The following is a 17519-nucleotide window of genomic DNA, read 5'->3' as shown; positions in this document are numbered from 1 at the left end:
CGCACACTCGTCCGCCCCGGTGCGGCCACCGCCCTCCGGTCAGGTGAGGGCGCGCTGGTACTTGTACGTGACCTTGCCGTCGGTCAGGTCGAAGTACGCGACCGGCGGGAACAGGCCCGTCGAGGCGTCGCACTTGTAGGCGAGCTTGTGGCCCGTCGTGGCGGGCCAGTTGGGGTACGCCTCCTCGCGGACCACGCACGAGGCAGAGGGCACGACGGCCCAGAACTGCGCCTCGGTCATGCCCAGCTGGACCTTGTTGTACTTGGCGAGCGTCATGGACGGCGCCGCCGGCTTGTACAGGAACTCGTTCTGCTTCGAGACCAGCGTGCCGGCCGCGTTGAAGTTGAAGTTCCCGTACGGCACGTAGTCGCCGCTCGCGGTGAAGCACTGGATGGTCATGCTGCTGTTCTCGCACCAGCCGCTCGCCGAGCCGGGCGGGGGCGACTGCGCCGCCCCGACGACCATCTGCCAGACCGTGGCCCGGTCCGTGCCGAACGGCACCGCGGCGTACTTCTCGGCCGTGAAGCTGAAGCCCGCGTCCGCCCCCGTCTGCGCGCCGTGCGCCGCGCCGGCGCCGGCCGTGACCGCCGCAGCCGCCGCGACCCAGGTGACCGCCGCGCGCCATGCCTTCCTCATACCCTTACGCCCTTCCTGCCTGATCTGTCCGGATGCACGGCCATCCTTTCCGACGGCGCTCTCCGGATGATCTCTTCCGGCTCCGAGGGCCGGGGGTCAGGCGAACGCGGTACCGAGGTCCACGGGCCGCAGGGGCCCCGGGTCGAGGACGCGGCAGCCGCTCGGCGCCAGCCGGGACAACTGCTGGGCGGCAGAGGTCCGTTCGGCGTGGGCGGTCACGGCCGTGCCGAGCGGTGCGACCAGGTCGTCGTGGTGGGTCGGGATCAGCAGCGGCGGGTTCTCCGTGGCGCGCAGCAGCCGTTCCACGTAGCGGTGCACGGCGCCGTGCGAACTCATCGGCACCAGGGCGACGTCCGGTCGGATGCCGCTCAACTCCCGCTCGACGAAGTTGCTGGCGCCCATGAGCAGGATCCTCGGGCCCGAGTCGACGGACACCTGGTAGGCGAACGTGTCGCCCTCGACGAGGTCCCCGAGGACGGCCGGCCGGCGCGGCGGGGCGGCCCTGCGGCCGGGCGCGAAGGAGCCGTGGTCGGCCAGTTGGCTGTGCAGGCTGCGGAAGACCTCCACGGTGTACCCGTCGAACTGCAGGTACTCGCCACCCTTGACCTGGATCACGTCGGCGACGCGCGCGGGCGGTGTCCCCATGGCGGTGAGGAGGTGGCGGACGGTCTCGTCGCAGACCGTGCGGATCCGGGACCGCCGCCACTCCGGGCGGCCGAGGAGCTGGGGTACGTCCGCCACGTGGTCGAAGTGGCCGTGGCTGACCAGGATCAGCTCGGGCGCACCGGCCAGGTGGTGCGCCGCCACCCGCTCCACGGCGGCCGGGTCGTTCCGCAGCGGCAGTCCGGGGTCCAGTCGGCCGGTGGGCCCGAGGCAGGGCATGCGGCTCAGGTACGGGTCGAAGACGATGCTGCGGTCGCCGTCGATGACGATCTCCCAGCCGGCGACGCCGAGCCAGCGCAGCTCGACGGGGGTGGAGTAGGGGCCGCCGCGTCCTGGCGTCGGTGCGGCGGTGGACGTTCCCGTCCCGGCGATGGCGGCGCCCGATGCCGCGAGAACTCCCTTGAGTACCGTCCGTCGTTCAGCCAACGTTGCCGCCCCTGCCGTGCGTGATCCCTTGGAATGGGGCGACCATACGGGAGGTCTCGGTACGTACGGTGCCTTTCACGTCACCCCCGTACTCCGAACGAGGGACCCGCGGAGGGGCGCCGGAACACGCGTACGGGCCCCCGTCCCCCGCCGGCGGCGAGGAGCGGGGGCCCGTGGGGCGCGGCCGTCACCCCTTGCCGGAGCCGACCTTCAGGTAGTGCTCGTCCTGGCGCAGGATCGCCTGCATCACCTTCGTCAGGGGGACGCCCGGGTTGATCCCGATCTGCTCGCGCAGGATCTTCTTGGCCTGGTGGAAGACCTGGATGGCGTCGGCCTGCCGGCCCTCCGCGTAGTAGGCCATCATGAGCTTGACGTACAGGTCCTCCCGGAAGGGGTCGTGGTCGACCAGTCCGGACAGGCGGTTGATCGCTTCCGTGTAGTACCCGAGGCCGAGGTCGGCCTGGGCGCGCAGTTCGACCGCCGCGGTGCGTTCCTCCTGGAGCGACTCGGCCTTGAGGCGGAGCCGGCTCGACGTGACGTCGGCGAGGGCCGGGCCCCGCCAGAGGGCGAGTACCGCGTCGAGCCGTTCGGCGGCGTCCTGGTGCCTGCCGCGCTGGTGCAGGTCCCGGGCGGCCCGCACCGCGTCCCGGAACACGAAGAGGTCGATGGACTCCTGCGGCGCCCTCAGTTCGTAACCGCGGTCGTGCGAACGGATCACGTCGCGGGCGAGACCGGCGTGCGTCAGGGCCTTGCGGACCATCCAGGCCGAGGTCTGCAGCTGCCCGGTGACGGTGAGCGGGGGCTCGCCGTCCCAGGAGTCCTCGATGATCGCTTCTTTGGAGACGACCTGTCCGGCCCGCAGGGCGAGGGCGGCGAGGAATCGCCGCTGCCGCTGCCCCTGCATGGGAACCGGCTCACCCTCCTGCACGAGGGCCACCGGCCCGAGAAGCCGGATCGTCACCTCATTCCACGTACTCATGGCTTAACTTCCCCCGTCGAAGACGAGCCAAGCCCCTGCCGGAATGGGGCGGGCGTGGCTGGATGCGTTTTCGTGTGGCCAGTACTTGCCAATCCTTTGACGTGCGCGCGCTGATCCTAGGCGATCGAGGAGAACGCGGTGAGTGCGCGGAACGGCGCCTGGCTGAAAACTCACCGCAAAGGCCTCGGCTGTCAATCCGTCAGATTCTTGAGGAACTTGGCCGCAATGGGCCCCGCGTCACGGCCGCCCGACCCGCCGTCCTCAAGGAGAACGGCCCAGGCGAGGTTCCGGTCGCCCTGGTATCCGATCATCCACGCGTGGGTGCGCGGCGGGGTCTCGGTGCCGAACTCGGCGGTGCCCGTCTTGGCGTGCGGTTCGCCGGAGATGCCTCTGAGGGCCTTGCCGGCGCCGATGGTGACGGTCGCCCGCATCATGCCCCGCAGGGAGTCGACGACGCCGGGGTCCAGGCGGGCGGGGGCCTCGTACTTCTTGCGCACGGCGTCCGGCACGAGGACGGGCTGCTTGAAGACGCCCTCCTTCACGGTGGCGGCGATCGAGGCCATCACGAGGGGGGACGCCTGCACCCTGGCCTGTCCGATGGTGGACGCGGCCTTGTCGTTGTCGCTGGTGGAGACCGGGACGCTGCCGTCGTAGGTGATGGTGCCGACGTCCCAGGAGCCGCCGATACCGAAGGCCTGGGCGGCCTCGTGCAGGCCGGCCTGGGGCAGCTTGGCGCGGGAGTCGACGAAGAAGGTGTTGCAGGAGTGGGCGAAGCTGTCCCGGAAGGTGGATCCGGCCGGCAGGACGAACTGGTCCTGGTTCTCGAAGCGCTGGCCGTTGACGTTGGCGAACTTGGGGCAGTCGGCGCGGTCCGTGGGTTTCATGCCCTGCTTGAGCAGTGCGGCGGCGGTGACCACCTTGAAGGTCGAGCCGGGCGGGTAGCGGCCCTCCAGGGCGCGGTTCATCCCTGAGGGCTTGTTCGCGGCGGCCAGGATGTGGCCGTTGGTGGGGTCGATCGCGACGACGGCCGCGTTCTTGGTGACGCCCTCCAGGGCGGCCGCGGCGGCCTCCTGGACCTTCGGGTCGATGGTCGTGCGCACCGGCTTGCCCTGGGCCTCCCCGCCGCCGGAGAGGGTCTTGACCGGCTGGCCGGACGCGCGGTCCACCACGACGACCGACTTGCCCTGGCCCGAGCCGCCGGTCAGCTGCTTGTCGTAGCGGGCCTCCAGGCCGGAGACGCCCTTGCCGGTCTGCGGGTCGACGGCGCCGACGAGGGAGGCGGCCCTCAGCTCACGGCCCTCGGCGTCGAGGACGGCGGCCCGGTCGCGGGCGTCGAGGGCGAGGGTCTGCCCGGGAACCATGTCCGGGTGGATCATCTCCGTACGGAATTCGACCTTCCACTCCTTGCCGGTCTCGACCACGTCGGCCTTCGACTTCCAGGAATAGGCACCGGCACCGGGTATGTCCATCGTCACGGTAAACGGAACAAGTACTTTCGCATCCTTCCGCTCGCCCTCGCCCGCGTCGATCCGGGTCGTGGCGGGCTTCAGGTTGGTCATCACGGACTTGATCAGGGACTCGGCGCCGTCCGGGGTGTCCGTCTCCCGCGCGGCGCGCCCGGCGTCGCCCGCCTCCCAGGCGTCGAGGAAGGCCGTCACCGCCTTCGTCGCCGCCACGACCTTCGGGTCCTCCGAGGCGCCCGAGGCGCCCTTGAACAGAGTGGAATATCCCCAGTAACCGACTCCCGCGACCGCGGCGAGCACGACACAGGTCGCGATGACCGAAGAGCCACGAGAGCGTCCCCGGCGAGTGCGGGGTAAGCCGTCCTGATTTCGATAGCTAGCCATGATGTCGAGATTATGCGGACCCGACTTTTACGCCACCGCCCACACGAGCATTTCAGGACAGCGGCCCACGTGAAGAAATCGTGAAAGGCGCGAGAATGGGGAACCACAGGCGTGTTGGGCGAGTCGGCGGAAAAAGGAGGACAGCGCGGGCCCCACCCGTCGGTGACCCCGCAATACGGAGCAAAGAGAGGCGACGAAAGAGGGCATCCCGGAGATCCACAAGTGGACTAGTCCACTGAAGATATTCTCCGAACTCCGGTTCCCGCGAGCGGGAACTGTCCGGATCGCAACCGGTCGCACGGACGTCCGACACCACGGCCCGTCTCCGCCCGAACCGCGCCCCTTCTTCTCCCGCTCTCCGGACGCTCCCCGCGATACGACCGGAAGAGGACACGAAGAGGAGGCCCGATCAGGGTGGCGGCATCGCCCATCCGACCGACTCTGGAGACTCCATGTCCCGTGTATCGACCGGCCCCAGCACCGAACCGACCGCCGCGCACGCGCTCCTGTCCCGGCTGCGCGAGCACGGTGTGGAGAAGGTGTTCGGAGTCGTCGGCCGAGAGGCCGCGTCGATCCTCTTCGACGAGGTCGAGGGGATCGACTTCGTCCTCACCAGGCACGAGTTCACCGCCGGTGTCGCCGCCGACGTCCTCGCCCGCATCACCGGCCGCCCCCAGGCCTGCTGGGCCACCCTCGGCCCGGGCATGACGAACCTGTCCACCGGCATCGCCACCTCGGTCCTGGACCGCTCGCCGGTGATCGCCCTGGCCGCCCAGTCGGAGTCCCACGACATCTTCCCGAACGACACCCACCAGTGCCTGGACTCGGTGGCGATCATCGCCCCGATGTCCAAGTACGCGGTGGAGCTCCAGCGCCCCCACGAGATCACCGACCTGGTGGACTCCGCGGTGACCGCCGCCATGACCGAGCCGGTGGGTCCGTCCTTCATCTCCCTCCCCGTCGACCTGCTGGGCTCCAGCGAGGGCATCGACGCCTCCGCGCCGAACCCGCCGGCCCGCACCCCCGTCAAGCCGATCGGCGCGGTCGCGGACGGCTGGGAGAAGGCCGCCGAGGAGGCCGCGGAGCTGCTCGCGGACGCCGAGCACCCGGTCCTCGTGGTCGGCGCCGCCGCCATCCGCTCCGGCGCGGTGCCCGCCATCCGCGCCCTCGCGGAGCGGCTGAACGTCCCCGTCATCACCACGTACATCGCCAAGGGCGTCCTGCCGCACGGCCACGAGCTGAACTACGGGGCCGTCACCGGCTACATGGACGGGATCCTCAACTTCCCGGCCCTCGACACCCTGTTCTCCCCCGTGGACCTCATCCTCACCCTCGGCTACGACTACGCCGAGGACCTGCGTCCCTCCATGTGGCAGAAGGGCGCCGAGAAGAAGACCGTCCGCGTCTCGCCCACCGCCAACCCGATCCCCCGCGTGTACCGGCCGACCGTCGACGTCGTCACCGACGTGCTGGCGTTCGTCGAGCACCTCGACGCCTCGACCGCCGAGCTCGCCGCCAAGGACCGGCACGACATCGCCCCGCTGCGCGCCCGGATCGCGGAGTTCCTCGCCGACCCGGAGGCCTACGAGGACGGCATGCGCGTCCACCAGGTCATGGACTCGATGAACACGGTCATGGCGGAGGTCGCCGGCGAGGGCCGCGGCACCATCGTCTCCGACATCGGCTTCTTCCGGCACTACGGCGTGCTGTTCGCCCGCGCCGACCAGCCCTTCGGCTTCCTCACCTCGGCCGGCTGCTCCAGCTTCGGCTACGGCATCCCCGCCGCGATGGGCGCCCAGATGGCCCGCCCGGACGAGCCCACCTTCCTCATCGCCGGCGACGGCGGCTTCCACTCCAACAGCGCCGACCTGGAGACCATCGCCCGCCTCAACCTGCCGATCGTGACCGTCGTCGTCAACAACGACACCAACGGCCTCATCGAGCTCTACCAGAACATCGGCCACCACCGCAGCCACGACCCCGCGGTGAAGTTCACCGGCGTCGACTTCGTCGCCCTCGCCGAGGCCAACGGCGTCGAGGCGACCAAGGCCACGGACCGCGACGAACTCCTCGCCGCCCTGCGCAAGGGCGCCGAGCTGGGCCGCCCCTTCCTGATCGAGGTCCCCATCTCCTACGACTTCCAGCCGGGCGGCTTCGGCGCCCTGAGCATCTGACCATGAAGGCACCGGCGCTGCCGGCTGCCTACGGGTTCCTGGCCTCCGCCCGTTCGGGCGGGGGCCGGGCGCCCCACGCGGCATTCGCCGCCCACGGCAGCCTTACCGACATCCACACGTCCCTGCCCGACCAGAACCTCTCCGCGGTCCTGGTGCACGGGCCCGAGACCGCACCCGAGGGCGCCCAGGCCCGGGACGCGGACACCGCCGTGCTGCTGGCCGGCGAGCTCTACAACCGCGAGGCCCTGCGCTCCGTACTGCCTCCGGGGCCCGAACCGGAGAGCGACGCGCAGCTGCTCCTGCACCTGCTGCGCCACTACGGACCGCACGCCTTCCGGCTCCTCAACGGGCGCTTCGCGGCCGTGGTCGCCACCGGGCGCCGCGTCCTGCTCGCCACCGACCACGCGGGGTCGATACCGCTGTACGCGCGCGTGACGCCCGGCGAGGTCACCGCGTCCACCGAGGCCAAAACCCTGTCCCAGCACCGCCACCCGCGGGGCTTCCCGCTGGCGGACGCGCGGCGCGTGCCGGGCCTGCCGGACGTCTACCAGGTGCCGGCGGGCACGGTGTGGGACACCGACCTGGAGTCCGGCACGGTCGAGGCCCACCCCGTCTGGCGGCCCCCGCTGTCCCGCCGGATCGTGCCCGAGGACGAGGCGGTGGCGGCCGTCCGCGCCGCGCTCGACGAGGCCGTCGCGGTCCGCGTCCCCACCGGCGACACCCCGCTGGTGGTGCTCTCCGGCGGCATCGACTCCTCCGGCGTCGCGGCCTGCGCGCACCGGGCGGCCGGCGCGCTGGACACGGTGTCCATGGGCACCGACACGTCGGACGAGTTCGCCCAGGCCCGCGCCGTCGTCGACCACCTCGGCACCGCGCACCGCGAGATCACCGTGCCCACCGCCGACCTGCTGGCCCAGCTCCCGTACGCGGTGTGGGCCGCCGAGTCGGTGGACCCGGACATCATCGAGTACCTGCTGCCGCTGGTCGCGCTCTACCGCGAACTCGGCGGTCCGGCCCGCCGGATCCTCACCGGATACGGCGCGGACATCCCGCTCGCGGGCATGCACCGCGAGGACCGGCTGCCGAACCTCGACACGGCCGTGGCGTACGACATGGCCACCTTCGACGGCCTGAACGAGATGTCCCCGGTGCTGTCCCTGCTCGGCGGCCACTGGACCACCCACCCGTACTGGGACCGGAACGTCCTCGACCTGCTCGTCTCCCTGGAGGCCGGGCTGAAGCGGCGGTACGGCCGCGACAAGTGGGTGCTGCGCGCCGCCCTGGCCGACGCGCTGCCCGAGGAGACCGTCACGCGGCCCAAGCTCGGCGTCCACGAGGGCTCGGGCACCACGTCGTCGTTCTCCCTGCTGCTGACGGGGCACGGGGTCGCGGAGCGGTCGGTCCGGGAGGCCAAGCGGCACGTGGTCCGCGAACTCTTCGACCTGACCGTGGTGGCGGGCCGCCACCCCTCCGAGGTGAGCACCGCCGACACGGTGCGGTCCGTGGCCGAACGCTTCGCCCGCGGGGCGGCATGAGCGCCCGGGTCCACCGGGACCCGTTCCCGTCCGTCGTCGACTTCCAGGAGGGTTGCTGAAGCCGTGGAGCGCATCGACTCGCACGTCTCACCCCGCTACGCGCAGATACCCACGTTCATGCGGCTGCCGCACGACCGGGACCCCCGCGGCCGCGACGTCGTGGTGATCGGGGCCCCGTACGACGGGGGCACCAGCTACCGTCCGGGCGCCCGGTTCGGCCCGCGGGCGATCCGCAACGAGTCGGGGCTCATCCACGGGGTCGGCATCGACCGCGGCCCCGGCACCTTCGACCTGATCGACTGCGTCGACGCCGGGGACATGGACCTGACCCCGTTCGACATGAACATCGCGATCGACACGGCGCAGAAGCACCTGGCCCACCTCCTGAAGGCCAACGCGGCCTTCCTGATGCTGGGCGGCGACCACTCGCTGACCGTGGCCGCCCTGCGCGCGGTCGCCGAGCAGCACGGCCCGGTGGCGGTGCTGCACCTGGACGCGCACTCCGACACCAACCCCGCCTTCTACGGCGGCCTCTACCACCACGGCACCCCGTTCCGGCACGGGATCGACGAGAAGCTGGTCGATCCGCACGCCATGGTCCAGATCGGCATCCGCGGGCACAACCCGAAGCCGGACTCGCTCGACTACGCCCGCGACAACGGAGTGCGCGTGGTGACCGCCGACGAGTTCTCGGACCTGGGCGTACGCGGCACCGCCGACCTCGTCCGCGAGCGGATCAAGGGCCGGCCCGTCTACGTGTCCGTCGACGTCGACGTGGTCGATCCGGCCTTCGCCCCCGGGACGGGCACGCCCGCGCCGGGCGGCCTCAGCTCCCGTGAGGTCCTCGCGCTGCTGCGGTGCGTGGGGGACCTCAAGCCGATCGGCTTCGACGTGATGGAGGTGTCCCCGCTCTACGACCACGGCGGGATCACCTCCGTGCTCGCCACGGAAATCGGCGCGGAAATGCTCTACCAGTACGCCCGCGCCCATCGGATCCAGAAGTAGAAGGAGACACGGCGTCATGGCTTCTCCGATCATCGACTGCGCGCCCTACCGCGAGGAGTTGCTGGGCCTCGCGGGGCGGCTCCCCCAGGTCCCCCGCGCGGATCTGTACGACTTCCTCGACCAGGCGGGGGAACTCGCCGAGGACCTGCCCAAGGGGCTGTCCGCCGCCCTCGACTCGTTCAACGCCGAAGGCAACACGGACGGTTACCTGCTGCTGCGCGGGCTGCCCGTCGACCCGTCCGAACTGCCCGACACGCCCACCACGACCCCGGCCCCGCTGGACCGCCCGCTGTTCGTCATGGAGGCGATGCTCGCCCTGACCGGACGCCGGCTCGGCCTGCACACCGGGTACCGGGAGCTGCGCTCCGGCACGGTCTACCACGACGTGTACCCGTCGCCCGGCGCGCACTACCTGTCCTCGGAGACCTCCGAGACCACGCTGGAGTTCCACACGGAGATGGCGTACCACGTCCTCCAGCCGAACTACGTCATGCTCGCCTGCTCCCGGGCCGACCACGAGCGCCGGGCCGAGACGCTGGTCGGTTCGGTCCGCAAGGCGCTGCCGCTGCTCGACGAGCGGACGCGGGCGCGGCTCTTCGACCGCCGGATGCCGTGCTGCGTCGACGTGGCCTTCCGCGGCGGCGAGGAGGACCCGGGCGCCATCGCCGAGGTCAAGCCGCTGTACGGCGAGGAGCGCGACCCGTTCCTCGGGTACGACCGTGAGCTGCTCGCGCCGGAGGACCCGGCCGACAAGGAGGCCGTCGCCGCCCTGTCGCAGGCCCTCGACGACGTGACGACCGGGATCAAGCTCGAACCGGGCGACGTGCTGATCATCGACAACTTCCGCACCACGCACGCCCGTACGCCGTTCAGCCCGCGCTGGGACGGCGAGGACCGCTGGCTGCACCGCGTCTACATCCGCACCGAGCGCAACGGCCAGCTCTCCGGTGGTGAGCGCGCGGGCGACGTCGTCTCCTTCACGCCTCGCCGGTGACCCTTCCCGCACCGCCGGTCGCGCCCCGCCGCCTCTTCGGTGCCGGGGCGCGATCGTACGCATAGATATGCTGAGAACCTGGAAGTGATGCGGTGGGGCGACGGAGACCGCCGTCGCCCCGCCATCCGCGTGACAGGAGACGCCTTCATGTCCGAGCCCACACCGCGCGCACCGCGGGGATTCGTCACCCACACGGCACCGGTGGGACTGGCCGACGACGGCCGGGACGACTTCACCGTGCTCGCCTCCACCGTCCCGGCCGTGGTGAGCGCGGTCTTCACCCGCTCCCGGTTCGCCGGACCGAGCGTCGTGCTGAGCCGCGAGGCCGCGGCCGGCGGCCGGGCCCACGGGGTCGTGGTCATCGCACGCAACGCCAACGTCGCCACGGGCCGCGAGGGCGAGGCCAACGCGCGCGAGGTCCGCGAGTCCGTCGCGCGCACCCTCGGCGTGCCGGAGGGCGAACTGCTCATCGCCTCCACGGGGGTGATCGGCCGTCAGTATCCGATGGAGTCGATCAGGCAGCACCTCAAGACGCTCGCGACGCCGTTCCCCGAGGGCGGCTTCGACCGGGCGGCCCGCGCCATCATGACGACCGACACCCGGCCCAAGGAGGTCTCGGTGCGGGTCGGTGACGCCACCCTCGTGGGCATCGCCAAGGGCGTCGGGATGATGGAGCCCGACATGGCGACGCTGCTGACGTTCTTCGCCACGGACGCCCGACTCGACCCCGAGGAGCAGGACCGGATCTTCCGGCGGGTGATGGACCGGACCTTCAACGCGGTCAGCATCGACACCGACACCTCCACCAGCGACACGGCGGCGCTGTTCGCCAACGGGCTGGCCGGGGAGGTGGATCCGACGGAGTTCGAGCAGGCGCTGCACACCGTCGCGCTGGCCCTGGTGAAGGACATCGCGAGCGACGGCGAGGGCGCGAGCAAGCTCATCGAGGTCCAGGTCACCGGCGCCCGCGACGACGCCCAGGCCAAGCGCGTCGGCAAGGCCGTGGTCAACTCCCCGCTGGTGAAGACCGCCGTGCACGGCTGCGACCCCAACTGGGGCCGCGTCACGATGGCGATCGGCAAGTGCTCCGAGGACACCGACATCGACCAGGAGCGGGTCACGGTCCGCTTCGGGGACGTCGAGGTCTACCCGCCGAGCGCCCGGGGCAGCGGGGACGAGGACGCGCTGCGCGACGCCGTCGCCGAGCACCTGAAGGGCGACGAGGTGATCATCGGCGTCGACCTGGGCATCGCCGACGGGGCCTTCACGGTGTACGGCTGCGACCTCACCGAGGGGTACGTGCGGCTCAACTCGGAGTACACCACCTGATCCCCACCTGATCCCCACCTGACCCGACCCGGCCGGCCCGGGGCGGTGGCCGCGGCCCCGCCCCGGGCCGGTCCCCGTCAGGCCGGTCCGCGTCAGGCCGGGATATGCCGACCGGCCCCCGGGCTATGCGTACCGCCCGCCGCACCTCCTCGCCCGCCCGCCGCCGCCCCCAGGATGGGGCGGACGGCATCGCGACGAAGGCTGGAGGATCATGGAGACCACTCGGTCGGAGACCGTGGACCAGGGGGACGAGGGGTTCGACGCCGCCGTGCGGGGTGTGGTCGCTCCGACCGGCACGGCGGGCGGCACGCTCCGGCTCGCCCGCACGGACGACTTCGACTCGCTCGACCCCGGCAACACCTACTACGCCTACACGTGGAACTTCCTCCGGCTCGTCGGCCGGACCCTGGTCACCTTCGACACCGCCCCCGGCAAGGACGGCCAGCGGCTCGTGCCCGACCTGGCCGAAGCGCTGGGCGAATCCTCCGAGGGCGGCCGGGTGTGGACGTACCGGCTGCGCGCCGGACTGAAGTACGAGGACGGCACGCCCGTCACCTCCGCCGACGTCAAGTACGCCATCGCGCGCAGCAATTACGGCACCGACGTGCTGGGCGCCGGGCCGACCTACTTCCGCCACCTGCTCGGCACCGACTACGGCGGCCCGTGGCGGGAGCCGGACACGGACGGCCCCGTCACCCTGGAGACCCCCGACGACCGCACCCTGGTCTTCCGGCTCCTCGAACCGTTCGCCGGTCTCGACCTCCTCGCGACCATGCCGAGCACCACGCCGGTCCCGCGCCACCGGGACACCGGCGCCGACTACCGGCTCGGACCGGTGGCGACCGGCCCGTACCGGGTCGCCTCCTACACCCGCGGGCGGCTCGCCGTCCTGGAGCCCAACCCGCACTGGGACCCGTCCACCGACCCGGTGCGCGTCCGGCGGGCCGAGCGCGTCGAGGTCCACCTCGGCAAGGACCCGCACGAGGTCGACCGCATGCTGCTCGCCGGGGAGGCGCACGTCGACCTGGCCGGGTTCGGGGTGCAGCCCGCGACGCAGGAGCGGATCCTCGCGGACCCGGCGCTGCGCGCGAACGCCGACAACCCGCTCACCGGCTTCACCTGGATCTACTGCCTGTCGAGCAACATCGCGCCGTTCGACGACGTGCACTGCCGGCGGGCCGTGCAGTTCGCCACCGACAAGGCAGCGATGCAGCTGGCCTACGGCGGACCGGTCGGCGGCGACGTCGCGACCACCCTCCTGCCGCCGACGCTCGACGGGTACCAGCCGTTCGACCGCTACCCCGTCGGCCCCGACGCCACCGGCGACCTGGACGCCGCGCGCGCCGAACTCGAGGCGGCCGGCCTCCCGGACGGCTTCCGCACCAGGATCGCGGCCCGCAAGGACCGCCTGAAGGAGTACCGGGCGGCCGAGGCCCTGTCGGCCGGCCTCGCCCGGGTGGGCATCGAGGCCGAGGTCGTCGACTTCCCCTCGGGCGACTACTTCGACCTCTACGGCGGCTGCCCCGCGTACCTGCGCGAGCACGGCATCGGGATCATCATGTTCGGCTGGGGCGCCGACTTCCCCGACGGGTACGGCTTCTTCAAGGAGCTCGTCGACGGCCGGGCGATCAAGGAGCGCGGCAACCAGAACATGGGCGAGCTGGACGATCCCGAGATCAACGCCCTGCTCGACGAGGGCGCGCGCTCCGCCGACCCCGTGCGGCGCGCGGAGATCTGGCACCGCATCGACCGGCTGGCGATGGAGCACGCGGTGATCGTCCCGTACCTCTACCCGCGGTCCCTGCTCTACCGCCACCCGGACACCCGCAACGTCTACGTCACCGGTTCCTTCGGGATGTACGACTACGTGGCGCTCGGCGCGAGCTGAGCGCGGACCCGGCCCGCCCCGCACATCGCACCGGGTGCGCGGGGCGGGGCGGCCGGGTCAGCCCGCCTCGCGCGAGAGGCGTACGGCGGCCGCGGCGGCGTGACCGGTCGGCCACGGGCCGGACGGCTGGGCCCGCCCGGCGGAGCGGCAGGCGGCGGCCGCCTGCCGGAAGTCGGCCTCGTACCCGTCCAGGAGGGACAGGAACCGGCGGGTCGGCCCGGTGAGGCTGGTGCCCCGGGGACTGCGCAGCAGCAGGCGCGCGCCGAGCGCGTGCTCCAGCCGGTGGATGCGCCGGGTCAGCGCGGACTGGCTGATGGACAGCACGGCCGCCGCCCGGTTGATGCTGCCGTGCCGGGCCACCGCCCGCAGCAGGTGCAGGTCCTCCACGTCGAGCTTGCGCCCCTCGGCCGGCATCGCCGGAGCGTCGGGGTCCGGGCCGGCCCCGGCGGGGTCGGCGTGCCGCCGGGTCTGCTCGGCGTGCCACCGGGTCCACCAGGGTTCGTCGAGGAGGTCGCCGTGGTCGGCCGCGAAGCGGCGCAGATGGCCGCGGGCGATCAGCGCGGCCAGCCGGGCGGCCAGCGCGGGCGGGACGACCGTGGGGTCGGCCAGCAGGCTCGCGGTGCGGCGCGGGCGCTCCACCAGTGAGCGGCGCACCAGCGAGGGCGCGTGCGCGGCCGGATGCGCCGGCGAGCCCAGTCCGATCGCGTCACCGCGGCTCAGGATGCCGCGCACCACCGAGGCGTCGGCGACCTGGAGCCGCGCGGGCGCCGGCAGGCCGGCCGCCTGGAAGGCCCGGGCCACCAGGATCTCGGACGCGGGCCCCGATTCGGAGACCCAGGTCTCGTCCCGCAGGTCGGCGAGCGAGATCCGGGTCCTGGCGGCCAGCGGGTGGTCCCGGGGCAGGATGACCCACAGGGGGTCGTCGAGGACCTCGTGGGTCCGCGTCGGCCGCTCCGGCGAGTGGCTGGGCGCGTCGCCCGTGGTCCAGGTGTACGCCGCGTCGACGAGGTAGTCCGTGAGGTGCGCGGTGACCTGGTTGGGCTCCTCGTGGCGGACCGCGAGCAGCAGGCAGAGGGTGGCCGCGGCGTCCTCCACCACGTCCTCGGGGAGCGGGGCCGTGGTGGCGAGGGAGAGCACCTCGGGGGCGTCGACGGCCTCGGAGCGGTGGCCGAGGAGCTGGGTGCGCGCGGCGAGGTCGATCCGGCGGAAGAAGCGGCGTCCGGCGACCAGCAGGCGGGAGCCCGCCGACGTCAGCCGCGCGGTGTGCGGGCCGCGCAGCGTCAGCGGGGCGCCGACGGCCCGGTCGAGCCGGTCGAGCCGGCGGTCCACGGTGCCGTGCCGCGCGCCCGCCCGCCGGGCCACTTCCGCGATGTCTCCGTACTGTCCCACCGCGGCCAGCAAGGACAGGTCGTTCCGGCCGATGGCGGACAGGCATTCCGTCCCGTCGGCGACCGGTTCCCACTCCACCAAGAGTGACAATTTCGATTCCTTTTTCCATCGAAGAATCAACGCCGAATTGCCCGTTGGTTTTCTGGAATTGCGGAATCGATCATGGCAGGCGGTCCTCTTCTGCCGCTCCTCGGCGCCGCGCGCCGAGAGCGCGCGGAGACCGGGACGATAGCCGTCAGGCCTGGTCGGTGGGGCGGACGAGGATCTCCTGGACGGTCGCGTGCGGCGGTGCGGTCACGGCGTAGCGGACCGCCTCGGCGACGTCGTCGGCGCTCAGCCTGCGGATCCTGCCGACCCGCTCCTCGAAGGCGGCCTTGGTCGGCGCGTGGGTGATGTGGGTGCGCAACTCGGTGTCGGTGGTGCCCGGTTCGATGAGCACCACGCGCACCCCGCGCTCGGTGACCTCCTGGCGCAGCGTCTCGCTGAAGGCGCCGACGGCGAACTTGGTGGCCTGGTAGACGCCGGCGTTGCGGACGACCGTGCGGCCCGCGATGGAGGACATCTGCACGATGATCCCCCGGCTCTCCAGCAGGTGCGGCAGGGCGGCCCGGGTCATGTACAGCACGCCGAGGACGTTGGTGTCGATCATGCGGGTCCAGTCCGTGAGGTCGGCGCCCTCGATCGGCCCGAGCAGCATCAGGCCCGCGTTGTTGACGAGGATGTCGAGGCCGCCCAGCGCCTCGACGGTGGAGCGCACCGCCTCCTGTGCGGCCGCCGGGTCGGTGACGTCGAGCTCGACGACGTGGACCTTCGCCCCGGCGGCGGCCAACTCGTCGGCGAGCGCCCGCAGTCGCTCGACCCGGCGGGCGGCGACGGCCACGGCGGCGCCCTCGGCCGCCAGCATCCGGGCCGTGGCCTCGCCGATTCCCGAGCTCGCCCCGGTGACGAGCGCGACCTTCCCCTGCAGTGCGGACATCGTGTCTCCCTGTGGTGTCGCCGCCGCCCCGGCCGACGGAATTCCGGCGTACGGATTTCCGGAGAATACGGGGACGGCGGGCCCCTCATCACGTTCCTGGTTATGACTGTTTCCGCCGGGTTATGCGACCGGCGGAAGGCGCCCGGGCACTGCCTTCGCCGCTCCGGCAGATTGGCTGCACGACATGGCGTTCCGTGCACGGCGATTGGGCGGTGGATGATGAGCGAGACGGCTCCTCGACAGCGGCAGGAGGCGTCGGCGTACCCGATGCCCCGCGTCTCACCGGTGGATCCCCCGCCGCGGCTCGCCGAGTTGCGGGCCGGGAGGGCCGCGAGCCGGGTCACCCTGTGGGACGGCAGCGAGGTGTGGCTGGTGACCTCGCACGCCGGTGTACGGGCGCTGCTCGGCGACCGCCGCCTCACCGCGGTCACCAGCGCGCCGGGCTTCCCCATGCTGACCCGCACCTCGCCGCTGGTGCGGGCGAACCCGAAGTCCGCGTCGTTCATCCGCATGGACGACCCGGAGCACTCCCGGCTGCGTTCCATGCTCACCCGCGACTTCCTGGCCCGCCGGGCCGAGGCCCTGCGGCCGGCGGTGCGGGAGCTCCTCGACGAGACGCTGGCGAAGCTGGTGACCGGGGAACGGCCCGTCGACCTGGTGCAGGGACTGACCATCCCGGTGCCGTCCCGCGTCATCACCCTGCTGTTCGGGGCCGGCGACGACCGCCGGGAGTTCATCGAGACCCGCAGCGCGGTCCTCATCGACCGCGGCTACACGCCCGACGAGGTCGGGAAGGCCCGGGACGAGCTGGACGGGTACCTGCGCGAGCTGGTGGAGGAGCGGCTGGCGGATCCCGGCTCCGACCTGATCAGCCGGCTGGTGCTCGACCAGGTCCGCCCGGGGCGTCTGACCGTGGAGGAACTGGTCCCGATGTGCCGGCTGCTGCTGGTGGCGGGCCACGGCACGACGACCAGCCAGGCCAGCCTGAGCCTGCTGAGCCTGCTGACCGACCCGCATCTCGCGGACGCCCTGGCCGAGGACGCGGAGCTGCTGCCGCAGGCGGTCGACGAGCTGCTCCGCTTCCACTCCATCGTGCAGAACGGCCTGGCCCGGGCGGCGATCGAGGACGTACAGCTCGACGACGTCCTGATCAGGGCCGGTGAGGGCGTGGTGCTTTCGCTGTCCGCGGGCAACAGGGACGAGCGGGTGTTCCCCGATCCCGACCGCCTCGACCCGCACCGCGACGCCCGTCGGCACCTGGCCTTCGGCCACGGCATGCACCAGTGCCTGGGCCAGTGGCTGGCCCGGGTCGAACTGGAGGAGATCCTCGCCGCGGTGCTGCGCTGGATGCCCGGCGCCCGGCTGGCCGTCCCGTTCGACGAGCTGGACTTCCGTCACGAGGTGTCGAGTTACGGCCTCGGCGCCCTGCCCGTGACCTGGTGAGCGCCGTGGACCGGCTCACCGTCACGGTCGACACCGACGCGTGCTGCGCCATGGGCCGGTGCGCCGCGGGCGCGCCGGAGATCTTCGACCAGGACCCGGACACCGGGACCGTGGTCCTGCTGGACGCCACTCCCCCGCCCGAGCTGCACGAGGCGGCCCGGCTGTGCGCCGACCTGTGTCCGTGCGCGGCCATCACGGTCACCGAGGCCTGAGCGGGCCCCCTCGGCGCCCCCGC

14 protein-coding genes are annotated in these 17519 nt (G+C 72.2%); 8 read left to right on the top strand and 6 right to left on the bottom strand.

What is annotated here, in order from left to right:
• Window positions 1-39: 39 nt before the first annotated feature.
• From MRBLMG1_RS17705 to MRBLMG1_RS17690, 4 genes are all read right to left on the bottom strand, one after another.
• The gene (locus MRBLMG1_RS17705; RefSeq protein ID WP_367824998.1) at window positions 40-636 is read right to left on the bottom strand and encodes a BLIP family protein; all 597 of its coding nucleotides are present in this window, start codon (window positions 634-636) and stop codon (window positions 40-42) included.
• A gap of 96 nt (window positions 637-732) precedes the next feature.
• Window positions 733-1725 carry an MBL fold metallo-hydrolase gene (locus tag MRBLMG1_RS17700; protein WP_367824997.1) on the bottom strand — a complete coding sequence of 331 codons (993 nt, stop codon included), beginning with the start codon at window positions 1723-1725 and terminating at the stop codon, window positions 733-735.
• A gap of 187 nt (window positions 1726-1912) precedes the next feature.
• Window positions 1913-2704: an AfsR/SARP family transcriptional regulator gene (locus tag MRBLMG1_RS17695; RefSeq protein WP_367824996.1), complete on the bottom strand. Its 792-nt coding sequence runs from the start codon at window positions 2702-2704 to the stop codon at window positions 1913-1915.
• 191 nt (window positions 2705-2895) lie between these two features.
• On the bottom strand, window positions 2896-4467 hold the full coding sequence (locus MRBLMG1_RS17690; protein ID WP_367824995.1) for a penicillin-binding transpeptidase domain-containing protein: 1572 nt from the start codon (window positions 4465-4467) through the stop codon (window positions 2896-2898).
• A gap of 536 nt (window positions 4468-5003) precedes the next feature.
• Between MRBLMG1_RS17690 and MRBLMG1_RS17685 the strand changes: the two genes are divergently transcribed.
• The 6 genes from MRBLMG1_RS17685 (at window position 5004) to MRBLMG1_RS17660 (ending at window position 13476) form a co-directional block, all read left to right on the top strand.
• Complete coding sequence (locus MRBLMG1_RS17685) at window positions 5004-6725, top strand: thiamine pyrophosphate-binding protein (protein ID WP_367824993.1); 1722 nt, start codon at window positions 5004-5006, stop codon at window positions 6723-6725.
• A gap of 2 nt (window positions 6726-6727) precedes the next feature.
• On the top strand, window positions 6728-8260 hold the full coding sequence (locus tag MRBLMG1_RS17680) for an asparagine synthase-related protein (RefSeq protein WP_367824992.1): 1533 nt from the start codon (window positions 6728-6730) through the stop codon (window positions 8258-8260).
• A gap of 63 nt (window positions 8261-8323) precedes the next feature.
• Window positions 8324-9265, top strand: a complete 942-nt coding sequence (speB, locus tag MRBLMG1_RS17675; RefSeq protein WP_367824991.1) for an agmatinase — start codon at window positions 8324-8326, stop codon at window positions 9263-9265.
• Between the two features lie 16 nt (window positions 9266-9281).
• Complete coding sequence (gene cs1 / locus MRBLMG1_RS17670) at window positions 9282-10259, top strand: clavaminate synthase Cs1 (RefSeq protein ID WP_367824990.1); 978 nt, start codon at window positions 9282-9284, stop codon at window positions 10257-10259.
• Window positions 10260-10406: 147 nt separating this feature from the next.
• The gene (gene argJ, locus MRBLMG1_RS17665; RefSeq protein ID WP_367824989.1) at window positions 10407-11588 is read left to right on the top strand and encodes a bifunctional glutamate N-acetyltransferase/amino-acid acetyltransferase ArgJ; all 1182 of its coding nucleotides are present in this window, start codon (window positions 10407-10409) and stop codon (window positions 11586-11588) included.
• A 211-nt stretch (window positions 11589-11799) separates the two neighbouring features.
• Window positions 11800-13476 carry an ABC transporter substrate-binding protein gene (locus tag MRBLMG1_RS17660; protein ID WP_367824988.1) on the top strand — a complete coding sequence of 559 codons (1677 nt, stop codon included), beginning with the start codon at window positions 11800-11802 and terminating at the stop codon, window positions 13474-13476.
• Between the two features lie 57 nt (window positions 13477-13533).
• Here the strand turns inward: MRBLMG1_RS17660 and MRBLMG1_RS17655 are convergent, their stop codons facing one another.
• Window positions 13534-14955 carry a LysR family transcriptional regulator gene (locus MRBLMG1_RS17655; protein ID WP_367824987.1) on the bottom strand — a complete coding sequence of 474 codons (1422 nt, stop codon included), beginning with the start codon at window positions 14953-14955 and terminating at the stop codon, window positions 13534-13536.
• Window positions 14956-15100: 145 nt separating this feature from the next.
• The gene (locus tag MRBLMG1_RS17650) at window positions 15101-15841 is read right to left on the bottom strand and encodes an SDR family NAD(P)-dependent oxidoreductase (RefSeq protein ID WP_367824986.1); all 741 of its coding nucleotides are present in this window, start codon (window positions 15839-15841) and stop codon (window positions 15101-15103) included.
• 285 nt (window positions 15842-16126) lie between these two features.
• Here MRBLMG1_RS17650 and MRBLMG1_RS17645 point away from each other — a divergent pair, with 285 nt between their 5' ends.
• Window positions 16127-17284 carry a cytochrome P450 gene (locus MRBLMG1_RS17645; protein WP_367824985.1) on the top strand — a complete coding sequence of 386 codons (1158 nt, stop codon included), beginning with the start codon at window positions 16127-16129 and terminating at the stop codon, window positions 17282-17284.
• A complete protein-coding gene (locus MRBLMG1_RS17640; protein WP_414721600.1) occupies window positions 17281-17496 on the top strand; it encodes a ferredoxin in 216 nt (71 codons plus the stop codon). The genes MRBLMG1_RS17645 and MRBLMG1_RS17640 overlap by 4 nt, the downstream gene beginning before the upstream one ends.
• Window positions 17497-17519: the final 23 nt, after the last annotated feature.

It is taken from the genome of Streptomyces sp. LMG1-1-1.1, assembly GCF_040815545.1.
Classification (GTDB): Bacteria; Actinomycetota; Actinomycetes; order Streptomycetales; family Streptomycetaceae; genus Streptomyces.
Note: the sequence above shows the minus strand (reverse complement) of the source record. Positions and strands in the feature narration are given on the sequence as shown.

Coding starts and splice junctions, on each gene's coding strand:
- MRBLMG1_RS17705 (WP_367824998.1), bottom strand. CDS start 636: ATGAGGAAGGCATGGCGCGCGGCGGTCACCTGGGTCGCGGCGGCTGCG.
- MRBLMG1_RS17695 (WP_367824996.1), bottom strand. CDS start 2,704: ATGAGTACGTGGAATGAGGTGACGATCCGGCTTCTCGGGCCGGTGGCC.
- MRBLMG1_RS17685 (WP_367824993.1), top strand. CDS start 5,004: ATGTCCCGTGTATCGACCGGCCCCAGCACCGAACCGACCGCCGCGCAC.
- MRBLMG1_RS17680 (WP_367824992.1), top strand. CDS start 6,728: ATGAAGGCACCGGCGCTGCCGGCTGCCTACGGGTTCCTGGCCTCCGCC.
- cs1 (WP_367824990.1), top strand. CDS start 9,282: ATGGCTTCTCCGATCATCGACTGCGCGCCCTACCGCGAGGAGTTGCTG.
- argJ (WP_367824989.1), top strand. CDS start 10,407: ATGTCCGAGCCCACACCGCGCGCACCGCGGGGATTCGTCACCCACACG.
- MRBLMG1_RS17660 (WP_367824988.1), top strand. CDS start 11,800: ATGGAGACCACTCGGTCGGAGACCGTGGACCAGGGGGACGAGGGGTTC.
- MRBLMG1_RS17650 (WP_367824986.1), bottom strand. CDS start 15,841: ATGTCCGCACTGCAGGGGAAGGTCGCGCTCGTCACCGGGGCGAGCTCG.